22 protein-coding genes are annotated in these 25,932 nt (G+C 68.6%); 13 read left to right on the top strand and 9 right to left on the bottom strand.

From position 1 onward, the window contains the following. Window positions 1-205 precede the first annotated feature (205 nt). The 8 genes from ASD72_RS03605 (at window position 206) to ASD72_RS03640 (ending at window position 9,399) form a co-directional block, all read left to right on the top strand. On the top strand, window positions 206-1,684 hold the full coding sequence (locus tag ASD72_RS03605) for a VCBS repeat-containing protein (RefSeq protein WP_056878626.1): 1,479 nt from the start codon (window positions 206-208) through the stop codon (window positions 1,682-1,684). Between the two features lie 200 nt (window positions 1,685-1,884). After that, on the top strand, window positions 1,885-2,154 hold the full coding sequence (locus ASD72_RS03610; RefSeq protein WP_056878627.1) for a hypothetical protein: 270 nt from the start codon (window positions 1,885-1,887) through the stop codon (window positions 2,152-2,154). Window positions 2,155-2,389: 235 nt separating this feature from the next. Continuing rightward, a complete protein-coding gene (locus tag ASD72_RS03615; protein WP_056878725.1) occupies window positions 2,390-2,671 on the top strand; it encodes a hypothetical protein in 282 nt (93 codons plus the stop codon). A 153-nt stretch (window positions 2,672-2,824) separates the two neighbouring features. Then, complete coding sequence (locus ASD72_RS03620) at window positions 2,825-3,319, top strand: hypothetical protein (RefSeq protein ID WP_056878628.1); 495 nt, start codon at window positions 2,825-2,827, stop codon at window positions 3,317-3,319. A 28-nt stretch (window positions 3,320-3,347) separates the two neighbouring features. Further along, window positions 3,348-3,980 (top strand): superoxide dismutase, encoded by a 633-nt coding sequence (locus tag ASD72_RS03625; protein ID WP_056878629.1) that lies wholly within the window; start codon window positions 3,348-3,350, stop codon window positions 3,978-3,980. After that, window positions 3,961-4,902: a ZIP family metal transporter gene (locus ASD72_RS03630; protein ID WP_081420120.1), complete on the top strand. Its 942-nt coding sequence runs from the start codon at window positions 3,961-3,963 to the stop codon at window positions 4,900-4,902. Before ASD72_RS03625 ends, ASD72_RS03630 begins: the two co-directional genes overlap by 20 nt. A 112-nt stretch (window positions 4,903-5,014) precedes the next feature. Further along, window positions 5,015-6,178, top strand: a complete 1,164-nt coding sequence (locus ASD72_RS03635; protein WP_056878630.1) for a serine hydrolase domain-containing protein — start codon at window positions 5,015-5,017, stop codon at window positions 6,176-6,178. Window positions 6,179-6,342: 164 nt separating this feature from the next. Next, window positions 6,343-9,399 carry a sensor histidine kinase gene (locus ASD72_RS03640; RefSeq protein WP_155944454.1) on the top strand — a complete coding sequence of 1,019 codons (3,057 nt, stop codon included), beginning with the start codon at window positions 6,343-6,345 and terminating at the stop codon, window positions 9,397-9,399. 3 nt (window positions 9,400-9,402) lie between these two features. Here the strand turns inward: ASD72_RS03640 and ASD72_RS03645 are convergent, their stop codons facing one another. Further along, on the bottom strand, window positions 9,403-10,245 hold the full coding sequence (locus tag ASD72_RS03645) for a type 1 glutamine amidotransferase domain-containing protein (protein WP_056878632.1): 843 nt from the start codon (window positions 10,243-10,245) through the stop codon (window positions 9,403-9,405). Between the two features lie 106 nt (window positions 10,246-10,351). Between ASD72_RS03645 and ASD72_RS03650 the strand changes: the two genes are divergently transcribed. Beyond that, entirely contained in the window at window positions 10,352-11,266 is a 915-nt protein-coding gene (locus ASD72_RS03650; protein WP_056878633.1) for a LysR family transcriptional regulator, read from the top strand. Between the two features lie 307 nt (window positions 11,267-11,573). Next, window positions 11,574-13,895 carry a glucosylglycerol-phosphate synthase gene (gene ggpS / locus ASD72_RS03655; RefSeq protein WP_235577926.1) on the top strand — a complete coding sequence of 774 codons (2,322 nt, stop codon included), beginning with the start codon at window positions 11,574-11,576 and terminating at the stop codon, window positions 13,893-13,895. A gap of 428 nt (window positions 13,896-14,323) precedes the next feature. Here ggpS and ASD72_RS03660 read toward each other — a convergent pair whose 3' ends face one another. The 4 genes from ASD72_RS03660 to ASD72_RS03675 all read right to left on the bottom strand — a co-directional run bounded on the left by ASD72_RS03660 (window position 14,324) and on the right by ASD72_RS03675 (window position 18,631). Then, on the bottom strand, window positions 14,324-15,130 hold the full coding sequence (locus tag ASD72_RS03660) for an isocitrate lyase/phosphoenolpyruvate mutase family protein (protein ID WP_056878634.1): 807 nt from the start codon (window positions 15,128-15,130) through the stop codon (window positions 14,324-14,326). A 94-nt stretch (window positions 15,131-15,224) separates the two neighbouring features. After that, the gene (locus tag ASD72_RS03665; RefSeq protein ID WP_056878635.1) at window positions 15,225-15,446 is read right to left on the bottom strand and encodes a hypothetical protein; all 222 of its coding nucleotides are present in this window, start codon (window positions 15,444-15,446) and stop codon (window positions 15,225-15,227) included. Between the two features lie 370 nt (window positions 15,447-15,816). Then, on the bottom strand, window positions 15,817-17,673 hold the full coding sequence (locus ASD72_RS03670) for an FUSC family protein (protein WP_200948823.1): 1,857 nt from the start codon (window positions 17,671-17,673) through the stop codon (window positions 15,817-15,819). Window positions 17,674-17,755: 82 nt separating this feature from the next. Next, entirely contained in the window at window positions 17,756-18,631 is an 876-nt protein-coding gene (locus ASD72_RS03675) for a M20/M25/M40 family metallo-hydrolase (protein WP_056878636.1), read from the bottom strand. A 154-nt stretch (window positions 18,632-18,785) separates the two neighbouring features. On the opposite strand from ASD72_RS03675, the gene ASD72_RS03680 reads away from it, so the two are divergent. Next, the gene (locus ASD72_RS03680; protein WP_056878637.1) at window positions 18,786-19,433 is read left to right on the top strand and encodes a response regulator; all 648 of its coding nucleotides are present in this window, start codon (window positions 18,786-18,788) and stop codon (window positions 19,431-19,433) included. An 88-nt stretch (window positions 19,434-19,521) separates the two neighbouring features. On the opposite strand, the gene rne is transcribed toward ASD72_RS03680, so the two are convergent. Next, on the bottom strand, window positions 19,522-22,662 hold the full coding sequence (rne, locus tag ASD72_RS03685; protein WP_056878638.1) for a ribonuclease E: 3,141 nt from the start codon (window positions 22,660-22,662) through the stop codon (window positions 19,522-19,524). A 389-nt stretch (window positions 22,663-23,051) separates the two neighbouring features. Here rne and ASD72_RS03690 point away from each other — a divergent pair, with 389 nt between their 5' ends. Then, window positions 23,052-24,041, top strand: a complete 990-nt coding sequence (locus ASD72_RS03690) for an RluA family pseudouridine synthase (RefSeq protein WP_056878639.1) — start codon at window positions 23,052-23,054, stop codon at window positions 24,039-24,041. A gap of 13 nt (window positions 24,042-24,054) precedes the next feature. On the opposite strand, the gene ASD72_RS03695 is transcribed toward ASD72_RS03690, so the two are convergent. The 3 genes from ASD72_RS03695 to ASD72_RS03705 are packed head-to-tail and all read right to left on the bottom strand — an operon-like array spanning window position 24,055 to window position 25,229. After that, on the bottom strand, window positions 24,055-24,444 hold the full coding sequence (locus ASD72_RS03695; protein WP_056878640.1) for a DUF1761 domain-containing protein: 390 nt from the start codon (window positions 24,442-24,444) through the stop codon (window positions 24,055-24,057). 24 nt (window positions 24,445-24,468) lie between these two features. Then, on the bottom strand, window positions 24,469-24,882 hold the full coding sequence (locus ASD72_RS03700) for an energy transducer TonB (protein WP_056878641.1): 414 nt from the start codon (window positions 24,880-24,882) through the stop codon (window positions 24,469-24,471). After that, window positions 24,882-25,229, bottom strand: coding sequence for a 4a-hydroxytetrahydrobiopterin dehydratase (locus ASD72_RS03705; RefSeq protein ID WP_056878642.1), 348 nt, complete (start codon window positions 25,227-25,229; stop codon window positions 24,882-24,884). Before ASD72_RS03705 ends, ASD72_RS03700 begins: the two co-directional genes overlap by 1 nt. A gap of 92 nt (window positions 25,230-25,321) precedes the next feature. Here ASD72_RS03705 and ASD72_RS03710 point away from each other — a divergent pair, with 92 nt between their 5' ends. Further along, complete coding sequence (locus ASD72_RS03710; RefSeq protein WP_056878643.1) at window positions 25,322-25,918, top strand: NfuA family Fe-S biogenesis protein; 597 nt, start codon at window positions 25,322-25,324, stop codon at window positions 25,916-25,918. Window positions 25,919-25,932: the final 14 nt, after the last annotated feature.

The raw sequence follows: 25,932 nt of genomic DNA on the forward strand, positions 1-25,932 counted from the left end.
AACCACGCTCGCTGACCTGCTTGACCGCCTCGGCCTTGAACTCGTCTGTGAATCGCTTGCTCGCCATAGATCCTCCGATCCTCAAAAGACACTATCAGGTGTCTACGGAATCGGGGGCGTACCACAGGGTGGCGGCGGCACTGATCGTTGACCCTCGCGTCGCCCATCGTTATCGTCCGTGCAGGGGAACCAAGGACTGGACCATATGAAGAATGCCGTGTGGGCTGCAGCGGGGCTCCTCGCGTCCGTTTTCGTGTGGAGGTTGATAGATCAAGGCTCGCCCTACGGGGGGGAGCGCACGCACCTGGTCTCCGCGACGACGAGAATCGCCACGTCGCGGAACAGCGGCACTCTCGGCCACAGTGCCTCCAGGGCGATATCGCAGGCAGTCGCCCAGGCCGATTCGACCGCACTGGTTAGCCAACTCGCAGCACTGCGTTTCGGTACGCTCCTGGAAACGGTGGCCGTCGGCGATGTGACCGGCGACGGGCGCGACGACATCGTGGCCACCACGGGTTACACGCCCAATGCGCGTCCGAGCTCGGACGATTTCACGCTATGGGTCATCGTGCAGCAAGCGGACGGCACGCTGGCTGCACCTTTGCGGCATCCCATCCCTGGCCAGACGATCTACGACACGGCGTCTAGGAGCCTTGCTCTGGTCGACCTGGATCTCGATGGTGTGCGTGAGGTCATGCTCGGGCACGGTTCCTCCGCGGGGTACGGGATATCGGTCTTCGAGGGAGCCGCCTCGGGTCAGCTCGTCCAGCGCGGCCTGACGGTCGTCGCGGAGGACGTGACGGTGATGGTCGCACTGGATCTCGATCGCGATGAGTACAAGGATCTAGCCACGTTCGATGGCACCAAGATCAGGACGTACTTGGGCGATGGGCGGGGCGGACTGGAACTGCTGACGACCATTGATAGTGTGGTCGCCGGGCCTGGGCCGATCGCCGACATGGCGGCGGGAGACTACAACGGCGATGGGTTGACCGACATCGCGCTGTACAACGGTTACGACATCGTATCGGTGTACAAGTTGATCGAAACCGGATCCTTCGCCCTGTGGCACAGCTCCCTTCCGGCCTATCCCCACCAGCGTTTCTCCGCCCTCACGGCCATCGACATCCACCAGGACGATGACGATGACCTGCTCATCATGACGGCCGGCTTGCCGCGGTCAACGGCAACGGCCAAGTTTGCGATGTACCACCATCAGAACAACGCCATGGTGCCGGCACCACGTTGGGGAGCGCACTACCATGCGAGTGCCGTGATGGGCGTGGACATGGATGGCGATGGTCGCCAGGACTTGCTCAGCGTGCGGACGCCCCTGGACCGAACGGCGACCCTGAGCTACATGCGTCAACGCGGGGATGGAAGCCTGGAGCCGGAGCTGGAGTTTCCGCTCACCGGCGTGCACTCGGGAGGCCCGCGTAGTCTGGCTGCCGGCGACTTCACGGGCGATGGCTGCAAGGATGCCGCGGTTGCGAGCGAATACAGCCTCGTACTGTTCGCGGGCAATTGTCCAAGACCGCGGATCATGAGCTCGCCCTTGCCGCCGCGGCTGGTGGTGCCACAACCCACTTCATCCAGCCCGGCGAACATTGTTCGCCCGTTCGAGGTGATAGACGCGCGCGGGTCACCGCAGCCCCTGCGGCGTGCTGCGGCTCGGCGAGATTGACGGTGAAGAAGCAGGCGCCGCCGGGGACGGAGATACGGCGGTGATGGGTCACCGTTGGCCTCTGACATTGAGTCGATGGTGAGACCGGTTTCGCCGTTGAAACGGTTTCGCTCAACCCATCCTACCCCCTCCTGCGCCGCTACATGCTGCCGCCTCCGGACTAGCGTATGCTCAGCTCACTCAACGGAAAGGGGAATTCCATGCGCAAGACCGCACTGTTCCTGGCATTGATGCTCACCGCCGGTACTGCCTTCGCAGATACCTACGCCTTCGGCAATCGCGTTGTCAGCAGCGGCGACAGCATCGGCAGGCTTGTCGAGATCGCCGGCAGGCCCGACATCGTGACGCCGCGGGAGAACCGGTACGGCGCCCGTGAAGGTGAAACCTGGACCTACTTCCGCGACGGCAAGACCCTCGTCTTCACCATCGATACCAACGGCAAGATCCTGAGCATCTCCGAATCTCGCTGATCGAGGAAAGCTGCGTAGCGAGTACGGTCAACGCCACCCCGAGGGCGCGTCGCGTGTCGCCCGACGCGCATTCCCGGGCGTGCCTTGCCTCGGGCTTGGCGGGTGGAAGATGGATGGAGCGGCTCGCCGTTCGGCGCGGCCTTGTCCGGCGTTCGATCCTTACGACCATCCGCTAACGCCTGCCACCGCAGCCGCCCGCTAGACTGCGGCATCGCCTGACCGGATGCCGCTGCGCATGAAGCTGACCCCCACACCCGTCACCGCCGCCATCGCCGGCCTGTTTGCCGGCATCGTGATGCCATTGATCTGGCCGAAGCTGGGCGACGAGACGATGTACTGGGTGTTCGCGTTCCTGCTGGTGATCGCGCTGCCGATGCACGTGCTGGTCGTGGGCATCAGCCCGACCCGCGATGCGGCGGGCAGGGGAGGCATCGACGCCGCCGTGCTCAAGCGCGTGGCCATCTGGCTTGCTGCCGGCATCGCCGCCGTCGCACTGATGAAGATCGTCGCGACCTGACAGCACCGCGCGCGGATCGCGCGCCGACGGCACGCAGCGTCCTGACGGCGAACCCACCCCCCGACTGGACGATGGGCTGCGTGTCTGCCTATCATCCTTCCGCCTGATTACGCACGCATACGCAAAGGGCCCCTTGCACTCGAGGAGCCGGCCATGCGTGGGCACACCCCCGTTTCGACACACCCGGCGCCGCAGAGCGCCGACGGCCTCGTGCATTGGCGCAGGCTGACCCGGCGGGGCAACGCCGCCTTCGCCGCCGACCGGCTGGACCTGGCCACCCGCGATTACGCCCGCGCCCTGCAACTGGCCACCGCCCTGGTGGCCGGCCCCGCACTGGCCGCCTCGGCCGACGACTGCCTCGCCGCGCTCGTGGTGGCCCACCACAACCTGTCCGATACCTACGAACGCCGTGGCGATGACGCCGCCGCACTCGACCACCTGTGCGATGCGCACGATGCCCTGATGCGCATCGCCAGCGAGGCCGGCACGCGCGACGACATCCGCCTGCACGCCGTCCGCCACCTGACCGAAGCCCGTATCGCCCTGCTGCGCTGGCAGGCCGTGCATGGCGCCTGCGCGCGCACCGCGGCTTCGCTGCGCGCGAGCGCGACCGTCGCCTTCCCGCCGTTCGACGGCGCCCGCCACTGACGCCTGCCTATCCCCCGGAGACCCGACCATGCCGTACACGCTGCCCTCCCTCCCGTATGCCTACGACGCGCTGGAACCGCACATCGATGCGCAGACCATGGAGATCCACCACGGCAAGCACCACCAGACCTACATCAACAACCTCAACGCCGCGGTCAAGGACACGCCGTACGACGGGACGCCGGTCGAAGACCTGATCGCCGACCTGTCCAGGTTGCCCGCCGCCCTGCAATTGCCGGTGCGCAACAACGGCGGCGGACATGCCAACCACAGCCTGTTCTGGACGGTGATGGCGCCGGCCGGCGAGGGCGGTGGCGGTGCGCCGACGGGCGCATTGGCCGAGGCGATCGACAAGGACCTCGGCGGCCTCGACGCCTTCAAGGAGGCCTTCACCAAGGCCGCACTGACGCGCTTCGGCAGCGGCTGGGCGTGGCTGGTGGTAGGCAGCGACGGTCGCCTGTCGGTGGAGAGCAGCGGCAACCAGGACAGCCCGCTGATGGCCGGCATCGGTTCGGGCGGCACGCCGATCCTTGGCCTGGACGTGTGGGAACACGCCTACTACCTGAAGTACCAGAACCGTCGCCCCGACTACATCGCCGCGTTCTACAACGTGGTGCGCTGGGACGAAGTGGCGAGGCGTCATGCCGAAGCCGGACGCTGATACGGGCGCGCCGCTGGGCGGCATCAAAGCGCCGCTGCCGCTGCGCGCACGCGACCTGCGGCGCGCGTTCGGCCTGGCCATCCTCATGCTCGGCGTCGTGGCGCTGGGCTGGAACTTCTGGCAGTTCGTCGACAGCTCGCCGGTGATCCGCGATGCCTTCATGGGCGGCTCGGTCGCGGCGGTGGCCACGGCATTGGGCGCGATGCCCGTGCTGTTCTCCCAGCGCCTGTCCGATCGCACGCAGGACACCCTGCTCGGCTTCGGTGCCGGCGTGATGCTGGCCGCGTGTGCCTTCTCCCTGATCATCCCCGGACTGGCGGCCGCGCAGGGCATGCCGATGTTCGGCGGTGGGGAGGCCGCGGCCAGCGGGGTGATCGGATTGGCGCTGCTGCTGGGCGGCGGCGTGATGATGGCGCTCGACCGCCTGCTGCCGCACGAGCACTTCATCAAGGGACGCGAAGGGCAGACCTCGGAGAAGCTGCGGCGTACCTGGCTGTTCGTGTTCGCGATCGCGCTGCACAACCTGCCCGAAGGCCTGGCCATCGGCGTGGGCTACGCCGGCAACGAAGGCGTGGCGCGCGCGAATGCACTGGCCATCGGCATCGCGTTGCAGGACGTGCCGGAAGGGTTGGTAGTGGCGGTCGCGTTGCTGTCGGCTGGCTACCGCCGCTGGCTGTCGGTGTTCATCGGCGCGGCGAGCGGCCTGGTCGAGCCACTGGGTGCGGTGCTCGGCGCCTCGGTGGCCGCGCATTCGCAGGTCATGCTGCCGTGGGGCCTCGGCTTCGCTGCCGGCGCCATGCTGTTCGTCATCAGCCACGAGATCATCCCCGAGTCCCACCGCAAGGGCCACGAGAGCTTCGCCACCACTGGCCTGATGATCGGCTTCGTGATGATGATGGTGCTGGATACGGCACTGGGATGAGGTGGGGTGCGTGCCGATCCTCCTGCATCCGCGTCGGCATTCCCGGTCCATGACTTCCGGCGCTTAAGCCGTCATGCCCGGCCCGTATGATCCGCCTCATACAGGAGGGGTCATGCATCGATTGCTCGGAGTTTGCCTGCTCGCCCTGCTGCCGTTCGCCGCGGTTGCGACGGACAGCGGCCATCCCATTCCCGCCCGCGCCGCGCTGGACGCCGAGGTTGCCGCCGCGATGACGGCCGCGCAAGCCAACGGCCTGGCCATTGCCGTGATCGACGCCGGCAAGGTGGTACACGTGGCTGCCTACGGTCAGCGCAACGCCAAGGGCGATCCGCTGGAGACGGCGACCGTCATGTACGGCGCTTCGCTGACCAAGGCCGTGTTCGCTTACACCGCCCTGCAGTGGGTGGACGAGGGCAAGCTCGACCTCGATCGGCCCATCGGCGAGTACTTCGACAAGCCGCTGACCGACTATCCCGCCGAGGAGGGCTACGGTCCCTGGCCGGACCTGGCCGGCGATCCGCGCTGGAAGACGATCACCGCCCGCATGCTGCTGACCCACAGCAGCGGCTTCGCCAACTTCGCTTTCCTCGAACCCGACGAAAAGCTGCGCATCCACTTCACCCCCGGCACGCGCTACGCCTATTCGGGCGAAGGGCTGATCCTGCTGCAGTACGCGATCGAGCGCGGGTTGGGGCTGGACCTGGGCGCGGAAATGCAGCGTCGTGTGTTCGACCGCTTCGGTATGCCGAACACCGGCATGATCTGGCGTCCGGACTTCGCCGCCAATCTCGCCGATGGCTGGAAGGAAGACGGCACCGTCGAACCGCACGACGAGCGCGGCCGTGTGCGTGCCGCCGGTTCGATGGACACCACCATCGCCGACCTGGCGAACTTCGCTGCGGCGCTCATCCGCGGCGAAGGCCTGTCGCCGGCCAGTGCCGCGGCGATGGTCACCGCGCAGTTGCCGATCACCACCGCCTCGCAGTTCCCCACGCTGCAGGACGAACTACCACCGGCGCAGCGCCGCAAGGACCTGGCCGCGGGCCTGGGCGTGGTGGTGTTCGACGGCCCGCAGGGTGCGGGCTTCTACAAGGGCGGCCACAGCGACTCCACCGGCAATACCTGGGTCTGCGTGCAGCAGCGCAAGCGCTGCGTGGTGATCCTGGGCAACGACGTGCGCGCCGAACGCGCCTTTCCGCGGCTGGTCGCCTTCGTGCTGGGCGAAACCGGTGTCCCTTGGACGTGGGAATACGGCAACAAGCCGTTCGTTCCCTGAAAGACGGGCGTGCGTCGTCGGTGAAGCGGAACCCCCCGCGGCTCGGGTAAAGTGCGCACCGAATCGCCGCGTTGTTTCCCCACGAGGAAACGGCGCCCTGGGGGAGGGCAGGCGAGGCGTTCTTCCATCGTGTCGGCGGTGTCGAAGGGGGCAGGTTGGCCAGCGTGGCAGACAGACAGATCGGGCGGGCCGCAGGGCCGCACCGCGTGCGCATGCGTGCGTGGCGCGTGCTGCTGGCCTGCGCCTGCCTGTTGCTGGCGCCACTGGCGCAGGCGTTGGACCCGCAGCGGCAGATCGCCCAGTTCCATCACACGGCCTGGACGGTGCGCGAGGGCGCGCCCGGACAGATCACCGCCCTGGCGCAGACCACCGACGGATACCTGTGGCTGGCCACGCAGGTCGGGCTGTACCGCTTCGACGGCGTGGAGTTCGAACGCTACGACCCGCCGGACGACCAGGCGTTTCCCGCCACCAGCATCTCCACCTTGTATCCCACGGCGGACGGCGGGCTGTGGATCGGCTTCCGCTATGGCGCGGTGAGTTTCCTGCGCGACCAGCACGTCACCCACTACGGCGAAGCGCAAGGGCTGCCGACCAGCACCGTGTTCCGTTTCGCCGAAACCCCGGACGGTCGCCTGTGGGCGGCGACCTTCAGTGGACTGGTGTACCTGCGCGCGGGTCGCTGGCACCGGGTCGAAGCCGAATGGCGCGCGCCGGGTACGCAGGCGCGCTCGGTGTTCACCGACCGCGACGGCACCCTGTGGCTGGCGACCGAGGGCGCGCTGGCCCGCCTGAAGAAAGGCGCGCGCAGCTTCGAGACGCTGGACATCCCGGTGGGCCGCATCAGCCAGATGGCGCAGGCGGCCGACGGCAGCCTGTGGATCGCCGAGAACGAAGGCGGCGTGCGCCGCTTGCCGCTCGACGGCACGGCCAGCGCGCCAGTGATCGCGGCGCCATCGGCGGGTGTGCTGTTCGACCGTGACGGGACGCTCTGGGCCAGCACCATGGGCGAGGGCGTACAGCGATTGGCGCATCCGCTGCGCGACGGCAAGTCCGTCGAACACTTCCGCCAGGACGACGGCCTGAGCGCGGACTACCTGCTGCCGGTGCTGGAAGATCGCGAAGGCAATGTCTGGGTGGGTAGCAGCCGCGGACTGGACCGCTTCCGCCATACCAACGTCATCCCTGCGATGTTGCCCGACGGTGCGCAGGATTTCGCCATCGTCGCCGGTGCCGACGGGGCGCTGCTGGCCGGCAGTCGCAACCGCCCGCTGATGGTCCTCGACCGCGGACCGCTGCGCGAACTCGACTTGCCGCCGCCGATCACGGCGGCCCATCGCGATCGCGATGGCACCGTGTGGCTGGGGGGGCCGGGCGGCCTGTGGACGCTGCGCGACGGCCGGCTGGCGCCGGTGACGCCGCTGCCGGTGTCCGGCTATTCCGGTGTGCAGGCGATCGCGCACGACGGCGAGGGCGTGCTGTGGGTGTCGTTGAACACGCCCGGCATCCACCGCCTCGCGAACGGGCGCTGGCAGCAGTTGCGCGGTCGCAAGGGGCTGCCGCCCGGCTCATCGCCCCTGGTGATGTTGCCGACCCGCGACGGCGCGGTGTGGATGGGCTACGCGCGCGATGAGATCGCGATCCTGCGTGGCGACGACATCCGCGCCCTCGGGCGCGAGGATGGGCTGGCGGTGGGCAACGTCACCGCGCTACTGGAAAGCCGCGACGGGGTGTGGATCGGTGGCGAGCGTGGGCTGGCGCGGTTCGCCCAGGGTCGTGTGCGCAGCCTGCATCTGCCGGCGGACAGTCCGTTCCGTGGCATCACCGGCATCATCGAAACGCGGGCGGGCGACCTGTGGTTGAACGGCGCGCGCGGCGTGCTGCACGTGAAGGCCGCCGACGTGGCGACGCTCTTCGAAACGGCAGCACCGCGATACGAGCAGTTCGACTTCCTCGACGGCATGCCGGGCGTACCGGCGCAGTTCCGGCCCATCCCGACTGCGGCCGAGGGTGGCGACGGTCGCCTGTGGTTCGCAACGACCAGCGGCGTGGTGTCTATCGATCCGGCGGCGATCCGCCGCAATCCGCTGGCGCCGCCGGTGACCCTCCTGTCGCTGGCCGCCGATGGCCAGGCCCATCGCGTCACGGCCGGGACGATGCAGCTGCCGCCGGGCACGCGCAACCTGCAGATCGCCTACACCGCGCTGAGCCTGTCGATCCCCGAACGCGTGCGGTTCCGCTACAAGCTCGACGGCTACGACACGGCATGGCAGGACGCCGGCACGCGCCGCACGGCGTTCTACAACGATCCGGGGCCGGGCACGTATACGTTCCGGGTGATCGCCGCCAACAACGACGGCGTGTGGAACGAGGTGGGTGCCGCGCTGCCGGTGGTGATCGCACCGCGCTACTACCAGACCACCTGGTTCGTCGTGTTGTGCGTGCTGCTCGGCGCCGCCCTGTTGTGGATCGCCTACCTGCTGCGCTTGCGCCATCTGTCTGCGCAGATCCGCGAGCGCTTGCACGAGCGCCACCACGAACGCGAGCGCATCGCGCGGGAACTGCACGACACCCTGTTGCAGAGCGTGCAGGGGCTGATCCTGCGCTTCCATGCGGTGTCGCAGTCGCTCGGTCGCGAGGCGCCGGGGCATGCAGCGATGGAGCGCGTGCTGCAGCGGGCCGACGACGTGCTGGCCGAGGCGCGCGACCGCGTGCTGGACCTGCGTCGCGCGCGCATGTCGGGGGAGCTGCCCGATGCGCTGGCGGCGCTCGGCGAGGACCTCGTGCCGGAGCACCCGACCGAGTTCCGCCTGGAGGTGGAGGGCGAGCCGCGCGCGCTGGATGCGCTGGTGCGCGACGAGCTCTACCGCATCGCGCGCGAAGCCGTGTTCAACGCATTCCAGCACGCGCAAGCCGGGCACGTGGAAGTGGACCTCGACTACCAGCCCGATGCCCTGCACCTGCACGTGCGCGACGATGGCGTCGGCGTCCCGGAGGCCGTCTTGCGCGCCGGCGGTCGCCAGGGCCACTGGGGCCTGTATGGCATGCGCGAGCGCGCCCAGCGCATCGGCGGCGCGCTGGCGGTCACGTCCGCCGAAGGCAAGGGCACGACGGTGTCGTTGCGCGTGCCTGCCAGCGTGGCCTATCGCGCTGCGCCGCAGCGGCCGTCGCGCTGGCAGCGCCTCGGACGGTGGCTGCGGCGCGGGCGCCGACGCCCCTGACGGTCAGTCCAGGCGTTCCAGCAGCACTTTCGCCACATCGACGGCGGAGGCGGGGTTCTGGCCCGTGATCAGTTCGCGATCGACCACCACGTTCGACTGCCACGGCTGCGTATTGCTGCGGTACTGCACGCCGGCCGCCTGCAACGCGGTCTGCGGGTAGAACTTCATCGTGCCGCCGTTGAGCAGTCCCTTCGCCTGTTCTTCCTCGTCGTTGCTGATCACGGTCACGCGGTAGCCGGCATAGATCCACTGCGGTGCGGGCGCCGCGTGGTGGTCGCGCTCCATCTGGCGCAGGAAGGCAGGGTTGTCCGGCAGCGTGGACAGCAGTGCGATGGGACCATGGCAGACCAGCGCAGTGGGTTTGCCATGCGCGTGGAAGTCGCTCAGCAGACGGCCCAGCGCAGGACTGGCCAGCAGGTCCTGCATCGGTGCGTGGCCGCCCGGTACGTAGACGGCGTCGAACGCGGCGTAGCCGATCTGTTCGACGCGGGCGAGGCTGAGTACGGGCGACTGCGCGCTGGAGGTCAGCTTCAGCTGTGCGAGCAGGTCTTGGTGCGCTTTCAGTGCGGCGGCGTCGTTGCCGAAGTAGGCCTTGTCGAGGGAGCTGCGATCGGCGGTGGGTGCGCGGCCCAGCGGGGTGGCGAAGGTGATCTCGTGGCCGGCGTCGCGCAGTGCCTTGACCGGTTGCATCAACTCGTTGAGGTAGAAGCCGGTCGGATAGACCTGGCCGTCGCGCAGGTCGAGGTGGTCTGCGTCGGACAGCACCACCAGCACATGGGCGGCGTGGGCCTGGGTGGAGCCCAGGGCCAGCAGCAGGGCGGTGGCGAGGGGGGCGAAGCGCTTCATGGCGATCTCCTGTGGGGCGGGGTGCCCGGATGGCGCGCACTTTATTCCCGGCAACCAGGGCGATAAATTGGGGTGTCAGGAAGTCATCTGTTCTCAGGAGGCAATAATGGGGCGCCGATTCGATCACTTGGCCGACGTGGAAGCGCTGGTGGCCGTGGTGGACCAGGGCTCGCTGACTGCCGCGGCGGTGGCGCTGTCCACCACGCCGTCGGTGATCAGCCGGGCGATCGCGCGGCTGGAAACGCGGCTGGGCAGCCAGCTGTTGCGGAGGACGACGCGCCGGATCGGCCTGACCGAAGCCGGGCGCCTGTACGTGGAGCAGGCGCGCACCGCCTTCCATCTGATCGACGATGCCGAGCGCGCGGTGCAGGGCGAAGCCGGCACCCTGACCGGGCAGGTGCGGATCAGCGTGCCGACCACTTACGGGCACTATCGGTTGCCGTGGCTGCTGGGCGATTTCCTGCAGCGGCATCCGCAGGTGCGGGTGGAAGTGAACATCGCCAACCGCAATGTCGATCTGGTGGCCGAGGGCTTCGACCTGGCGATCCGGCTTGGTGCATTGCCGGACAGCGGTCTCGTGGGGCGCACGCTGGAAGACGCGACGTTGAGTGTCGTGGCGTCGCCGGCTTACCTCGCCCTGCACGGTACGCCGCAGACGCTCGACGATCTCGCGGCGCACACCTGCCTGCCGTTCGTGCTGCCGAGCAGCGGGCGCGTGGCGCCGTGGCTGTTCCGCGCAGAGGGTGGGGACATCGAATGGATGCCGGCCTCGCGCATCGCGGTGTCGGACGATGTGCTTGGCGTGGTGTCGTTGGCGCAGGCGGGCGTGGGGCTCTGCCAGACCTACGACTTCATCATCGATGCGTGCACGCGACGTGGTGCGGAACTCGTGCGCGTGCTGCCGCAGTTCGGTGGACGTGCGCGTCCGTTCTCGCTGATCTACGCGCCGCATCGTCGTCTTTCTGCGGCATCGCGCGCGTTGATCGATGCGCTCGTGGAAGGGGCTGCACGCGCGCCGTGACATGCGTGCGCGCGGAAATGGCGGAAAAACAGCGCTTTTCCCGCTTCCACTTAACGTTCTTAACGTCGCGTTGACTTCCGCGATGACGATGCGGACTACAATGCTGCATCGCATCAGTCGATGCCTGCGTCTGCATCTGGGGATGGACGCGCATCTGCAGCGCCCTGCGCGCAGCGTGCCTCGCACGCGGCATTCCTCCTTGCATCGGCCTTCGCGGTGCCTTTGATGCGATGACTCCCCGCCTGCGTCCCTTGACGCCTCGCGTCGTGCCTCGTGCGCGGCACACCACCCACTGGAGTGCATCTGCATGAGCCTGTTGGAACCTTCTTCTCAACCGTTGCCTTCGCACCCCGTGCTGCTGGCCACCGATCTGGATGGCACCTTCCTCGCCGGCGATGCCGATGCGCGCAAGCGCCTGTACCACCTCGTCGATGCGCACCCGGACGTGAAGCTGGCGTGGGTCACGGGCCGCGGCCGCGAGGCGATCCTGCCGCTGCTGGCCGATCCCGGGTTGCCGACGCCGGACTACGTGATCTGCGATGTCGGCGCCACCGTGCTGCGCACGGCCGACATGCAGCCGATCCAGCCGCTGCAGTCGCGTATCGAGGCCTGCTGGCCCGGTGAGCATGCCGTCGCCGAGGCGATGCGCGGCTTCCCGATGCTGGTCCGCCAGGAAGTGCCGCAGGAACGCCGCTGCTCGTACTACTGCCACCCGGAGCAGTTGTCGACGTTGCGCGACGAACTGGATGCCGTCGCCTCCTCGTTGGGTTGCGAAGTCCTGTATTCGGCCGGCCGCTACCTGGACATCCTGCCGCGTGGCGTGCGCAAGGGCAGCACGCTGTCCGCGTTGGTGGACGAACTGGCGCTGGAACCCGCACGCGTGCTGGTGGCGGGCGACACGCTCAACGACCTGTCGATGTACGGGGAAGGATTCCCCGGCGTGTGCGTGGGCGATTCCGAGCCCGCGCTGCTGGCGGCGACGACCGGCATGGATGGCGTGCTGCATGCCGATGCCGCCGGCTGCGGCGGCATCCTGCAGGCGATGGCGCACTTCGACCTGCTGCAGGCCGACGACTACGCGCCGCCGTCGCACCAGCCCGGCAAGGCCGAACTGGTGATGGTCTACCACCGCCTGCCGTACGAGGAACACATCGTCGACGGCGAACGCGTGCGCAAACCGCACAGTTCGCCCAACGGCATCATTCCCAGCCTGCTCAGTTTCTTCGCCGACGGGCGCCCCGGTTCGTGGGTCGCATGGACGGTGGAGGACGCGAAGGCGCAGCCATCGCCCACGCATGCCGTAGTGGACCGCGCCGCCTATCCGGGCCTGACCGCCACCCACGTGCCGCTGACGAAGCACGAGGTGGACGTGTTCTACAAGCGCTTCTCGAAGGAAGCGTTCTGGCCGGTGATCAACAGTTTCTGGGAGCGCGCGCGTTTCAGCGAGGAGGACTGGGCGCTGTTCAAGCGCGTCAACCGCCGCTTTGCCGAAGCCGCCGCCGCCGAAGCCGCGCCCGGCGCGACCGTATGGCTGCACGACTACAACCTGTGGATGGTGCCCTCGGTGCTGCGCGAGCTGCGCCCGGACGTTAAGATCGCCTTCTTCCACCACACGCAGTTCCCGTCGGCGGACATCTTCGCGATCCTGCCGTGGCGTCGCGAGATCCTCGGCAGCCTGCTGGCCTGCGATTACGTGGGCTTCCATATCCCGCGGCATGCGGAGAACTTCACCGATGCGGTGCGCAGCACCTTCCCGGTGGAGGTGGTGGCGCGCGCGGCCTGCGCGCCACGCTTCCTGACGTTCGGCTGTGCGGTCGGCGTGGAGGACATGGCCACCGAACTGCGCATCGACGGGCGCACGGTGCGCATCGGCGCGCACCCGATCGGCACTGACGTGGCACGCATTCGTGCCTGCCTGGAGACCGGCGAGGTGGCCGCGGACATCGCCCGCATCCGTGACGAGATCGGCGGGCGCCGGCTGGTGTTGTCGATCGAGCGACTGGACTACACCAAGGGGATTCTGCAGAAACTGCAGGCCTTCGAGCGCTTGCTGGACGAGGCGCCGGAACTGCAGGGCGAAGTGACGCTGGTATTGGTCTGCGTGCCGGCCGCCAAGGAGATGACGATCTACCGCCCACTGCAGCAGCAGATCGAACAGGCGGTGGGCCGCATCAACGGCCGGCTTTCGCGGCTGGACTGGACACCGGTGCGCTTCTTCGCCCGCGTGCTGCCGTTCGCCAGCGTGGTGGCGCATTACGCGGCGGCGGACGTCATGTGGATCACGCCGCTGCGCGATGGCCTGAACCTGGTGGCGAAGGAGTTCGTCGCGGTGCAGGGCCTGGTGGGTGGCGACGGCGTGCTGGTGCTGTCGGAGTTCGCCGGCGCGGCGGCGGAATTGAAAGGCGCGGTGTTGACCAATCCGCACGACCCGGCCGACCTCGCGCGCACGCTTCGACAGGCGCTGGCGATGGTGCCGGCCGAGCGCGAAGACCGGCAGCGGCGCCTGTACGGCATCGTCCGTCATCACGATCTGTCGCGATGGGGGCGCGAGTTCCTCGATGCGGTGCAGGCATCGCGCGGCGAAGTGATCGAGGTAAATGCAACGAAGCACGCGGCGATCGCGGCGTGAATGCATTTACCTTTGACACGTGATGCCGGTGTCGCGATAGTCACATCACAAGAACACAGAAACACAGGAACAAAGGAACCCCACATGCGCAGCTTGCTGATACGGAGCATGGGATGGCTGCTGATCGCGGCCACCGCCCTGATGCTGCTCGGACTGGCGCAGGTGCCCGAACTGTGGGCCGGCGGTCCCTGATCCGCATCGCGCGGACAAAAGAAAACCCGACCAATGAGGGTCGGGTCTGAAGGGGGAGTCCCCGGCTCCGGCAGTGCTGCTTGCTCAAGGCAGCGCCCGTTTCCATTGCAGAGCGGCCTTTCATGGCCTGCGCAGGGCGTGCTGCCGGGGACAGGGCTATCGTCGCGAATGTGAACCACATGCGCAGTCGGGTGTAACCCCGATGCCGTGTAGGGAAAGTCCTACCCTGGTCCACGTCATCCGAACAGGGTGTTGATCGCGCCGTAGCCCATCGCCTGCGGGTCGGGTAACGCGGTGTGCGTGCCGTGCAGGAAATCGTCCATCTGCCGGCCGACGTGTCCGAACGCGGACTCGGCCAGCGCGGAACCCGCACTGACGCGGCGCACGCCCCACGCGGTCAGCGCATCGAAGTCGCGCAGCTGCGGACGCAGCATCACGTTGAGCGGTAGCCCGGCATCGCGCGCGAGCGCACGGATATCGGCCTCCACCACCACGCCGGGGACGAACAGGCCATCCGCGCCGGCCTCGCGATAGCGCGCGGCACGCGCGAGCGTTTCGTCCACGCGCGCCGATTCCCCAGCCAGTCCACGCAGGTAGACATCGGTGCGCGCATTGATGAAGACGTCCACGCCGTGCGTGGCGCATGCCTGCCGGATCGCGCGGATCTTGTCGGCGAGCAGGGCAGGATCGCCGCTGCCGTCTTCCAGGTTGATGCCGGCCGCACCCGCCTGCACGACGCGCAGCACCGTGTCCGCCACGCGCGCGGGATCATCGTCGTAGCCGCCTTCGACATCGACCGTCAGTGGGACGCGGACGACACGCACGATGCCGGCGACCGCATGCAGCAGCGCATCCACCGCGAGCTGGTCGCCATCCGGGTAACCCTGCGACCACGCCAGGCCGGCGCTGGTGGTAGCCACGGCGGGTGCGCCGTGGTGTTCGGCGAGTCGTGCCGTACCGGCATCCCACGCGTTGGCCAGGCGCAGCAGGCCTTGTTGGTGCAGATGGCGGAAGCGGGCGACCGCAGCGGGGAGGGCAGGCATGGTGGGCATCCGTGACAGGGGCCGACAGCGTGCCACGGCGGCGTTGCGCCGACTCACCGTTTGCGGACAGGAACCCCGGCAGCGCGCCCGCGGTTCAGGCGCATATGCGCCAACCGTTGAACAGGCGCCAGCGGCCGTCGCCGCCTTCGATGTTGATCGCGTAGTCCAGCCCCTGCTGGTGGCGCTGGTTGGCCAGCTTCACGGCGTAGCCCAATGCCGCGCCCGGGCTCGCGAAGCGGAGCGGCGGGGACTCGTTGATGGAGAGCTCGTACGTGCCGTCCTCGGTGGGCGCGTTGTAGAGGTCGAACGTCATCATGGCGGTGCGGGTTTCGTTTACCTGCCACGAACGGTAGGCCGTCGTCCGTGACGTCGGCGCGAATCCCGGAACGCCTGTTCGCCAGGGTTAAGCGATGTGCAGCAGATGTTGGGAATCCGTGCAGTGCAGCTGAACGGTCTACACGCCGTCTTCGCATCCGGCGCCGTACAACACGCGAAGTGGTCGGGCCGACGGAATCACCCCCTCTGTCTCCCGGACAACCCTGCTACCGAGTCGCCAGACTGACACCCAGGGCCCCACGAGAGAACCGAACGCAGCGCATCGGACACCCCCTGTTCCCATGCTGCGCCTGGCGGTGGACCGCGAGTCCGACACCGTCGCCGCCCGGAGAGCCAGGCGTGTTCTCGAACTAGAGCCCCTTCGGGGGCTTTTCTTTCATGCACGCGCGCACGGCCTGCAGTTCGCCCGTGAACAGCGGCACCGTCGCTTCCCCACGTTCCGCCAGCGGTGCGCCGGCAAGATGATGCTCGAGAGCGTGCAGCGCCCGCTGCAGCGCCTGGGCATCCGCTGGCGTGAAGGCCTGGGTGGATTCGCCCGTGTCGTGGCTGCGCTGCCAGCAGGCGGACAGCATCCGGTAGGCGAGTTGCTGGATCGCCGCCACCAGTGGCCATTGGTCCTCGGCCGCTGCCCGTTGCCGGGGCGAGGCGACGACCGCCGATCCATACGCCTGTTCCAGCCCGAACGTCATGCGCTGCAGGTCGCGGCGCGCGATGCGTGCGGCCACATCGTCCACGTTGCCGGCCCCAAGCATCGGCGCCAACGTCGCCACGCCGCGAAGCACGCGCGCCATCGGTGGCGCGAGGCCCTGTCCATCGTCGCGCACGGGCAGGGCGCGATGGACCAGCAGGGCCACGGCACAGCCCACCAGCGTGTCCAGCCCACGCGCGAGCAGGTAGTCGCCGGGCGCATCGACGGGATGCCCGCCGCTGGCGAGCGTCAGCGCCGCGCCGGTGATGAACACCACTGCCAGCGCGTAATGACGCACGACCAGCATCTCGACGACGAACTGCAGCAGCATGATCGTCAACACCAACCACAGGCCCTGCGGATGCCAGAGCAGGATGGCGCCCGCGATCAGCAGGCCTGCCCACGTGCCGAGCAGGCGTTCGAGCGCGCGCAGCACGGTGCGCGTCCAGTCGAAGCCCTGGTGCAGCATCAGCATGGCCGCCGCGACCGCCCAGTACGCGCGTTCCAGGTGGAAGAGTGCGCCCAGTCCGCCGGCCAGCGATGCCGCCACGCCCACGCGGACGATGACCTGCCGTGAGGCGGGTTCCACCCAGGCGCCTTTCAATGCATGCCATGCGCCGGGATGCCCGACGGGCACGCCGGTCGGCGCCGGCATCGCATCGGGTGAACGGCGGCGTGGCAGGGCCAGCGCTTGCGCTTCGACACGGCGTGCGTCCTCGAACAACGCGGGCGATGCGCGGTCGTCGCTTCCCAGTGCGCGCGCGAACACGAGATGCAGCTGGCGGTTGAGGGCGCGAAGGGTCGCCAGCCGTCCGCCAGGGCGTGCCGCGACGGGTTGGTAGGTCACCAGGGTGGACCACGCCTGGTGCAGCGCGAGCGCGGCCTCATGCCGCGCGGCGGCCTGCAACGGGGTGCCGGTGGTGTCGAGATAGGTGAGTACGGCGCGCGCGGCGTGGGCGACCGCGGCCTTCTCCGGTCCACGCGGCCACGCCAGCGCGCCCGCCATGTGCACGCACCAGGCGAAGGCACCGCCCGCGAGCACGAGCAGACCGGCGTGCCACGGATCGAATGGCGGCTTCAGCATCGATGCCGCGGCCGCGCACGCCATCAGGAACAGGTACCCGCCCGGCGGCCCGACCTGCAGCGCATTGCAGAACCAGGCGGCCAGCATCGCCAGCAGCGCGACGACGGGTACGACGACCGGCCAGCCGAATGGCGCGACCGCCAGGCCGAGCGCCGTGACCGCCGCGAAGGCGAGGGCGATCAGTGCCAGTTCGCGCGCGCGGCTCAGGTAGGGACGGCCACTGCCGTAGACGGCGGTGAAACCGCCCGTCGCCGCCATCAGCCCTGCGGCGGTATGTCCCGACAGCCAGCCCACGAGCACCGGCACGCCCATGCAGGCGGCTGCGCGCAGGGCGAACCGCCAACGACCGGGTGGGCCACGACGGACCTTCAGCAGGCCCGCCAGGGACTGCCGGAGCGAAGGCGGGATCGGCGGCGGCGAAACGAGGGGATTCACGCAGGGGAATGGGCATGCGCGCGATGCGGCATGCCCATTCTAGTCCCCGTGCCGTGAGGTGCCGATGCGACGAAGGAGGGGGTCAGTGCTTCGTGGCGCCGCCGTGGTCCCATGCACGCAGGCCTTGTTCGACCACGCGCAGGGCATCGTCGACACGCTGGCTGTCGAGTTCGGTGGTGGTGTCGCGCGGGCTGTGGATCACCTGCATCACCTTCGGCACCTGCGCCGGCTTGCCGCCGCCGAACACCTCCAGGATCGGGCCGATCTCATCGCCACCGACCAGCGAGAACGACACCGCCGGCCAGCCCGCCTTGAGGAACGCGAGGTGATCGGTGGGCGGATACTTGTCGCCGGGCTGGAAGCCGAGTTTTTCGTGCTGGCTCGACGCCCGCAGCGAGGCGACCAGCAGGCTGTCGGCTTCCGGCGTCATCATCCACAGCGTGTCGCCCCAGCCGAACACGTCGAAGTTGACGTACAGCGCGGGCTTTTCGCGGCCGGCGCTGGCGACCCAGGCACGCGAACCCAGCAGGCCTTTTTCCTCCAGGTCCCAGAACACCACCTGCACACGATGGTGCGCCAGCGGCGTGGCTTTCAGCGCGGCCGCCAGTTCCAGCACGGCGGCGACGCCGGATGCGTTGTCGGTGGCGCCGTGGCCGACGTCGACCTGGTCGTAGTGCGCGCCGATCAGCAGCAGCGGCGCACCGGCGGGACCTCCGAGATCGGCCACGAGGTTCTGGCCCGCCTGTCCGTTCTGTTCGAACGCTTCGCGCTTCCACGCGATGCCGAGCGCATCGAGGCGCTTGCCGATGGCATCGCCGCGCGCGGTGGTGTCGGCATGCGCGCTGATGTGGCCGACCTGGGTCTGCCAGCGCTCCGATACGGTGTCTGCCCAGGCCGGGCCGGTGGCGAGCAGGGCGAGCAGCAGCGCGGGACGCAGGCGGTGAAGGACGTTCGACATTGGGAATCGCCGGTGGAAAGCCCGAGTATGCCGTAGCGCAGGTGGCGGCTCGATAGGGCGGAATGCATGTACCTGGGCCGCGCCGATAGAATGTTAATTGCGCGGCGAGGGACAGCCACCTACGCTCGACCCGAGACTCCAGGCATCGTTCCCCATGACCATCCGCGTTTTCCTGATTGACGACCACGCCCTCGTGCGCACCGGCATGCGCCTGATCCTGGGCACCGAATCCGACATCGAAGTCGTCGGCGAGAGCGAGACCGGCGAGGCCGCGCTGCCACTGGTGCGCCAGCTGAAGCCCGACGTGGTGCTGTGCGACCTCCACCTGCCGGGCTACAGCGGCCTGGAAGTCACCGAGCGCATCGTGCGGGCCGACCTCGGCGTGCGCGTCATCATCGTGTCGGTGCTGGAAGACGGACCGCTGCCGAAGCGCTTGCTGGAAGCGGGCGCGTCCGGGTACCTGGGCAAGGCGGGCGATGCGGCCGAACTGATCCGCGCCGTGCGCGATGTCGCGCGTGGCAAGCGTTATCTGGGCAGCAACGTGGCGCAGAACCTGGCGCTGCACACGGTAGGCGGCGATGCGTCGCCGTTCGATGCGCTGTCGCCGCGCGAACTGGAAGTGGCGATGCTGCTGACCCAGGGCCTGCGCCAGGAAGAGATCGCGCGCCGGCTCAGCCTCAGCGCCAAGACGGTGAACACGCACAAGACGCGGTTGTTCGAGAAGACCGGCGTGCAGGACAACATCGCGCTCGCGCGGCTCGCCGCCCAATGGGGCCTGATGGATCCGACCCGCGCGCTCTGACCCCTTCGCGCGTCCCCGACCGCTGAAACGACACTGGCCGCTTGCGCGGCCAGTGTGCTGTGGAGCGTCCGGAGGAGGGCGCAGCGCGTCAGGCGCTGCGTTCCTCGGAGGTGGTGTCGTCCTGCTTGTCGTCCGCGGGCGCGTCAGCCGGCTTGGCCGGGGTCACCGGCTCGAACAGGCTGCGCGTCACCGACGGCGGTGTGTCGGCATCGGCGACGAAGAACAGCGAACCCGTCGCCGGTGCAGCGGCAGGCTTCGGCACCGGCTGCGGCGCAGGCGCGGGCGTCGGTGCTTCCGCGATCTCGACGGGCGTCGGAACTTCCGCCGTCGCTTCGTTCACCGCATCCACCAGGTCGATCTGCACGGGCGCGTTGCGCACGTCGGCGATCGTCTCGCTGACCTGCGCGGTTTCGACCGGAACCTCGACCACATCGGCGGTCACGATGACGGGCGCTTCGGCGATTTCCGCTTTCACGGTCTCGACGATGGCGACGGCTACGGGGGCTTCCTGCTGCACGGCGGCGGCGACCACCGGCTGCACGACGTCGGCTTCCGCCTTGACCTCTTCGATCACGGCGGCGGCATCGACCGGTGCCGGGACGCTGGCGACCGTGTCGACGACGGGCGCCGGCGAAACCGGTTCGGCCACGTCGGCAGCGACCACCACGGGTGCCACGACGGCAGCGATGGGGGCGGCAGCGACAGGAACGTTCGTGCGGGCCGGTGCGGGTTCTTCATCGTCGAAGTCGAACTCGGGCTGCGAGCGATCGGCCACCGGTGCGGCGTCTTCATCGCTGCCCAGTTCGTCGATCGACAGGCCATCCTCGCCCTGCGCGGCTTCACCATTGCCACGACGGCGACGCCGTCCACCACGACGACCGCGACGGCGACGGCTGCCGCCGTCACCGGCTTCGCCGTCTGCGGGCGCGGCATCGCCTTCGACGGCGACGAGACCGCTCTCGGCGTCGGCTGCCTCGACAGGCGCCGTCGGCGCGGGGGCGGGCACAGCCTGGACCTGCACGGCCTCTGTCGCCACGACGCTGGCCGCGGCGGCGATCGTCACGGCGTCGACGTCGGCGACGACCACCGGTGCGACGGGCTTGGCGGTCTGGTCCGGCAGCGTCGCACGCGGGGACTGCTGGCGCTGGCCTTCCTGCGGCTTGTTGCCAGCCGGCTGCTGCGGCTTGGGCGCCTTCTGCTGCGGCGGGTTCTGCTGGCCTTCGGCCTTGGGCTTGTTGGCCTTCTGGCCCTGCTGCTCATTGCGCGGCTTCTGCTGCTGGGCGTTGCCGCCCTGCGGGTTCTGGCCCTTGCTGCGTTCGTCCCGGCGCTGACCGTCCTGCTTGCCACCGCGACCCTGGTTCTGCTGGCCGCGATTGTCACGACCCTCGCGGTTGTCGCGATTCTCGCGGCGTCCGTTGTTGCGGTCGTTGCGCTGGCGGTTGTCCTGCTGCGGACGGGCCTGCGGCACAGGCGCGGCCACTGCGGCGTCACCGCCGAGCAGGCGCTTGAACCAGCCGATCACGCCGCCGGAGGCGGGCGCGGCCACCGGAGCGGCCGCCACGGCTGCGACAGGCGCGGCGACCGGAGCGGACGGCTCGCGCTCATCGCGTTCCTCGCGCACCGGTGCGGGTTGCGCATGCTTGACGTGCGTGACCGCCGGCGCCGGCGGGATGTTGAGTTGCGACTTGGTCAGCGCATGCACCGGCAGCTTGCGCGGCGTGCCGCGCTGGTAGCTGGGCTTGCTGGACTCTTCGCCCAGTTCGTTCTCGCGGATGCGAGTGACTTCGTAATGCGGCGTGTGCAGCGCTTCGTCCGCGACGATGATGATGGGCGCATCGTGGCGCTGCTCGATCTCGCGCAGCGCACCGCGCTTCTCGTTGAGCAGGAAGTTGGCGATCTCGAGCGGCGCCTGGATCAGCACCTGCCCGGTGTTGTCCTTCATCGCGTGCTCTTCGGCCACGCGGATGATCGACAACGACAGCGATTCGACGCTGCGCATGCGGCCATGGCCATCGCAACGCGGGCACACGATCTGGCTGGACTCGCCCAGGCTCGGGCGCAGGCGCTGGCGGCTCATCTCCAGCAGGCCGAAGCGCGAGATGCGACCGATCTGGACGCGGGCACGGTCGTACTTCAGCGCGTTCTGCAGCTTGTTCTCGACTTCGCGCTGGTGCTTGTTCGACGACATGTCGATGAAGTCGATCACCACCAGGCCACCCAGATCGCGCAGGCGCAGCTGGCGGGCCACTTCCTCGGCCGCTTCCAAGTTGGTGTGGAATGCGGTCTCCTCGATGTCGCCGCCCTTGGTGGCGCGCGCCGAGTTGACGTCGATGGCGGTCAGCGCCTCGGTCTGATCGACCACGATCGAGCCGCCGGAGGGAAGGCGGACGTTGCGCTCATAGGCGCCTTCGATCTGCGATTCGATCTGGAAGCGGTTGAAGAGCGGGATGTCGTCCTTGTAATGCTTCAGCTTGCGCAGGTTGTGCGGCATCACCTGCTGCATGAACTCGCGCGCGGTCTCGCGCAGTTCCTCGGTGTCGACCAGGATCTCGCCCACGTCGTTGCGCAGGTAGTCGCGCAGGGCGCGCACGATCAGGCGGCTTTCCTGGTAGATCAGGAACGGCGCGGGCTTGGTCAGCGCGGCTTCGGCGATCGCGCGCCAGACGCTGAGCAGATAGTCCAGGTCCCACTGCAGCTCTTCGGCATCGCGGCCGACGCCGGCGGTGCGGATGATCACCCCCATGTCGTCGGGGATGTTCAGCTTGTCCATCGCCTCTTTCAGGGCGGCGCGGTCGTCGCCCTCGATCCGGCGGGAAACGCCGCCGGCGGTGGGCGAGTTGGGCATCAGCACCATGTAGCGGCCGGCCAGCGAGATGAACGTGGTCAGGGCGGCGCCCTTGTTGCCACGCTCGTCCTTGTCGACCTGGACGACGACTTCCTGGCCTTCCTTCAACAGTTCGCGGATGCCCGCTTTGTTGTGGTCCACGCCCGCCTGGAAATAGTCGCGGGAGATTTCCTTCAGCGGAAGGAAGCCATGGCGCTCGCCGCCGTAATCGACGAAGGCGGCTTCCAGGGAGGGCTCGAGCCGGGTGATGCGGCCCTTGTAGATGTTGGACTTCTTCTGTTCCTTCGACGGCTGTTCGATATCGATGTCGTACAGGGTCTGGCCGTCGACGATGGCCACGCGCAGCTCTTCGGCCTGCGTGGCATTGATCAACATACGTTTCATTGTGCGTTCCTCGCGCGCTGCTACCGCGCGGAACGCCATGGCGTTTCGCCTCTGGAATGTTGCACCACCCCTTGCGCAGGCGCAGCGGGGCAGGTCGGGCTTCCAGCGCTACGACACCACGGCAGGCCGCGGGAGCGCTTGTTCTAATGGGTGTTGCGGGCCGGCGGCAGCTTCCCTCGAGAGGTCGCGCCGCGCGGGACATGTTCAGCACGGGTGCCGTCACGCACCCGGCGGTATCCGGGCCTGCCGATCAGCCGCTAACATGGCCGCCCCTGGGGCGGTGGCCGCGCACTTGCCGGAATCGCGGGGAGACGGGCTTCTGGCCCAACTGCAACTCCCTGCGAAATCAAACCTTTATCTCGCCCGCCGAGTCTAACAGATTACCGTTCATGACCCCTAGCCCCCCGTCAGACAAGCCGGCGGCCACGCCCAAGACCGCCGTGCGCACCGTCACCGTGCCCGAAGACCGGGGTGGGCAGCGGTTGGACAACTTCCTGCTGGGCCAGCTGAAGGGCGCCCCGCGGAGTCTGGTCTACAAGCTCGTCCGCAGCGGCCAGGTGCGGGTGAACGGCGGTCGGGCGAAGGCCGAACGGAAGCTGGAGGGGGGCGACGAGGTCCGCATCCCGCCGGTCAATCTCAGTGAGGTGGGAGAAAAGGTCGGGCCGCCGACGGGCTTCCTGAAGCGCATGGAGGCCGCCATCGTCTTCGAGGATGAGCGCCTGCTGGTGATCAACAAGCCGTCCGGGGTCGCCAGCCATGGCGGCAGCGGCATCAGCCACGGCGCCATCGAGACCATGCGCGTGCTGCGCCCCAACCAGACGCTGGAACTGGTGCACCGGCTGGACCGCGATACCTCGGGCCTGCTGGTGATGGCCAAGAAACGCTCTGCGCTGTCCGAGCTGCAGGCGCTGTTGCGCGAGGACAGCGAGGGCGGGGCACGGGGCATCGAGAAGCGCTACCTCACGCTGCTCGTCGGGCGCATGCCCGATGGCGTGATGAGCGTGGAGGCGCCGCTGCACATCGGCCTGCGCCAGGGCGGCGAGCGCCACGTACAGGTGCATCGCGACGGCAAGGCCTCGCTCAGCCATTTCCGCGTCCTGGAACGGCGCGGCGGACATTCCTATTGCGAAGTGCGGATCGAGACCGGCCGCACCCACCAGATCCGCGTGCATGCCCAGCACATCGGCCATCCCGTCGCGGGCGACGACAAGTACGGCGATCCCGCCGTCAACAAGCGCCTGCGCGAACAGGCCGGGCTGAAGCGCTTGTTCCTGCACGCCGCTTCATTGCGCTTCGCGCTGGACGGCGGCAAGACGCCTTATGTGCTGAACGCGCCGCTGGCGGAAGAACTCGCCGAGGCGCTCGACAGCTTGCGCTGACGTCGCCTCGACGTCAGTGCCAGAGGCCGAGCACGAGCCCGAACAGGGCGAACTGCACGGTGTGGTAACCGCCGTCGATCAGCCACAGGCGCACGCCGCGCTGGGCGAACAGATAGTTGATGCCGAAGCTGGCCGCGACCAGGCCGAACCCGACCAGTACGCCCCGGCACAGCGCGAACGACAGCGGTGGTTGCGGGCCGAGGAACCAGGCGAACACCGCCGCCGCCAGCAGCGAGAACACGAACGCGCCGCCGAAGATCTTCGCCGGGTGCCCCTGCTTCTGCGGGTCCATGCCGGCCGCCGAGTTCCACGCCTTGCCGAACAGCGGGCCGTACCAGACGCCGCCCAACAGGAAACTCGAAACGGCCGCGACCAGCACCGCCCACAGATTGATTCCGTCCATCGTCGTCCCCTCGCTGGCGATCGATCAGGTGCCGCTGCCCTGCGCGAAACAGCGGGTCGGTTTTTCCAGCACGGGCGGGAAGGTCACCGGCACGGTGATCGTGTGGGTAACCGGCTGGCCGTTGCGGGTCGCAGCGCGGAACGTCCAGGTACGCACCGCCTCCAGCGCGGCCTTGTCCAGCGCATCGTTGCCGCTGCCCTGTGCCTGAGCGACCTGTGAAGGAACGCCATCTTTCTCGATCGTCACCCGCAGCACCGTGGTACCGCCGTCGCTGCTGCACTCGGCTTCGGGTGGATAGGCCGGCGGCGGTGTACTGACTGCGGCGAGTTCGGTGGGCGGGACGGCCGGGGTCGCGGGCGCCTCGGTCTTGCCGCAGGCGACGAGCACGACGACGAGGGCCGGCACCAGCGCCGGGCGTACGGCACGCAACATATCCATCAGGCTTCTCCCAACAGGGCGCCGGCTTTCGCCGCGCAGATGAAGTCGTTCTCGCTCAGGCCGCCCACGTCGTGCGTGGAGTAACGCACGACGGCGCGGTTGTAGTGCACGCCCAGGTCGGGATGGTGGTCTTCCGCATGAGCGACGAAGGCGAGCGCATTCACGAAGGCCATCGTTTCGTAGTAGTTCTCGAACGGAAACGTGCGAAGCAGCGCGTGGCCTTCCTCGGCCAACTCCCAGCCGGGGACCTGCGGCAGCAATTCGGCGATGCGGGCGGGAGAGAGGCGATGCTCGCTGCCTCGCAGGGGGACGCAGTGGGCCTGCGCAAGCGGAATCAGATCGGACATCGGCGTCTCCTGCGGGGCGGCCAGTCTGAACGAAGACCGACGACGGGCCTGTGGATGTGAATGCCCCTGGGGCAGGGGGCTAGAATACCCGCATGATCCAGATTTCCGACAGCGCACAGGCGCACTTCCGCAAGCTGATCGAACGCGAGTCGCTGGCAGGGTTGGGTGTCCGCCTGAGCGCCGTGCACCCCGGCACCGCACAGGCGGATGCGCGGTTGGAGTTCGCCGAGCCGCGGGACCTGGCAGGCGACGAATGGGCGGTGGACTGCGACGGTTTCACGCTTTACATCGACGCCGGCAGCGTGCATTGGCTGGATGGCGCCGAGATCGACTACGTGGTCAAGGGCGCCGGTACCCAGCTGACCATCAAGGCGCCGCGCATCAAGGGCGAAGCGCCCGGCGACAGCGCGTCGCTGGTCGAACGCGTGCGCTGGGTGGTCGACAACGAGATCAATCCGCAGCTCGCCGCCCACAAGGGCCGGGTGGCGGTGGAAGAGGTCGGCGGCGACGGCGTGGTCTGGCTGCGCTTCGGCGGCGGCTGCCATGGCTGCGGCATGGCCGACGTGACCCTCAAGCAGGGCATCGAGAAGACGCTGATGGGGCGCGTGCCCGGCGTCACCGCCGTGCGGGACGCCACCGACCACGGGACCGGGGACGCCCCGTACATCCCGCGTGGCAACGCGGCCTGACGGACGCCAGCGCC

This window comes from Pseudoxanthomonas sp. Root630, from assembly GCF_001427585.1.
In the GTDB taxonomy this organism is placed as follows: domain Bacteria; phylum Pseudomonadota; class Gammaproteobacteria; order Xanthomonadales; family Xanthomonadaceae; genus Pseudoxanthomonas_A.

Excerpts from the sequence above, each read along its gene's own strand:
- ASD72_RS03605 (WP_056878626.1), top strand. The coding sequence starts at position 206 with ATGAAGAATGCCGTGTGGGCTGCAGCGGGGCTCCTCGCGTCCGTTTTC.
- ASD72_RS03610 (WP_056878627.1), top strand. The coding sequence starts at position 1,885 with ATGCGCAAGACCGCACTGTTCCTGGCATTGATGCTCACCGCCGGTACT.
- ASD72_RS03615 (WP_056878725.1), top strand. The coding sequence starts at position 2,390 with ATGAAGCTGACCCCCACACCCGTCACCGCCGCCATCGCCGGCCTGTTT.
- ASD72_RS03620 (WP_056878628.1), top strand. The coding sequence starts at position 2,825 with ATGCGTGGGCACACCCCCGTTTCGACACACCCGGCGCCGCAGAGCGCC.
- ASD72_RS03625 (WP_056878629.1), top strand. The coding sequence starts at position 3,348 with ATGCCGTACACGCTGCCCTCCCTCCCGTATGCCTACGACGCGCTGGAA.
- ASD72_RS03630 (WP_081420120.1), top strand. The coding sequence starts at position 3,961 with ATGCCGAAGCCGGACGCTGATACGGGCGCGCCGCTGGGCGGCATCAAA.
- ASD72_RS03635 (WP_056878630.1), top strand. The coding sequence starts at position 5,015 with ATGCATCGATTGCTCGGAGTTTGCCTGCTCGCCCTGCTGCCGTTCGCC.
- ASD72_RS03645 (WP_056878632.1), bottom strand. The coding sequence starts at position 10,245 with ATGAAGCGCTTCGCCCCCCTCGCCACCGCCCTGCTGCTGGCCCTGGGC.
- ASD72_RS03650 (WP_056878633.1), top strand. The coding sequence starts at position 10,352 with ATGGGGCGCCGATTCGATCACTTGGCCGACGTGGAAGCGCTGGTGGCC.
- ggpS (WP_235577926.1), top strand. The coding sequence starts at position 11,574 with ATGAGCCTGTTGGAACCTTCTTCTCAACCGTTGCCTTCGCACCCCGTG.
- ASD72_RS03660 (WP_056878634.1), bottom strand. The coding sequence starts at position 15,130 with ATGCCTGCCCTCCCCGCTGCGGTCGCCCGCTTCCGCCATCTGCACCAA.
- ASD72_RS03665 (WP_056878635.1), bottom strand. The coding sequence starts at position 15,446 with ATGATGACGTTCGACCTCTACAACGCGCCCACCGAGGACGGCACGTAC.
- ASD72_RS03675 (WP_056878636.1), bottom strand. The coding sequence starts at position 18,631 with ATGTCGAACGTCCTTCACCGCCTGCGTCCCGCGCTGCTGCTCGCCCTG.
- ASD72_RS03680 (WP_056878637.1), top strand. The coding sequence starts at position 18,786 with ATGACCATCCGCGTTTTCCTGATTGACGACCACGCCCTCGTGCGCACC.
- rne (WP_056878638.1), bottom strand. The coding sequence starts at position 22,662 with ATGAAACGTATGTTGATCAATGCCACGCAGGCCGAAGAGCTGCGCGTG.
- ASD72_RS03690 (WP_056878639.1), top strand. The coding sequence starts at position 23,052 with ATGACCCCTAGCCCCCCGTCAGACAAGCCGGCGGCCACGCCCAAGACC.
- ASD72_RS03695 (WP_056878640.1), bottom strand. The coding sequence starts at position 24,444 with ATGGACGGAATCAATCTGTGGGCGGTGCTGGTCGCGGCCGTTTCGAGT.
- ASD72_RS03700 (WP_056878641.1), bottom strand. The coding sequence starts at position 24,882 with ATGGATATGTTGCGTGCCGTACGCCCGGCGCTGGTGCCGGCCCTCGTC.
- ASD72_RS03705 (WP_056878642.1), bottom strand. The coding sequence starts at position 25,229 with ATGTCCGATCTGATTCCGCTTGCGCAGGCCCACTGCGTCCCCCTGCGA.
- ASD72_RS03710 (WP_056878643.1), top strand. The coding sequence starts at position 25,322 with ATGATCCAGATTTCCGACAGCGCACAGGCGCACTTCCGCAAGCTGATC.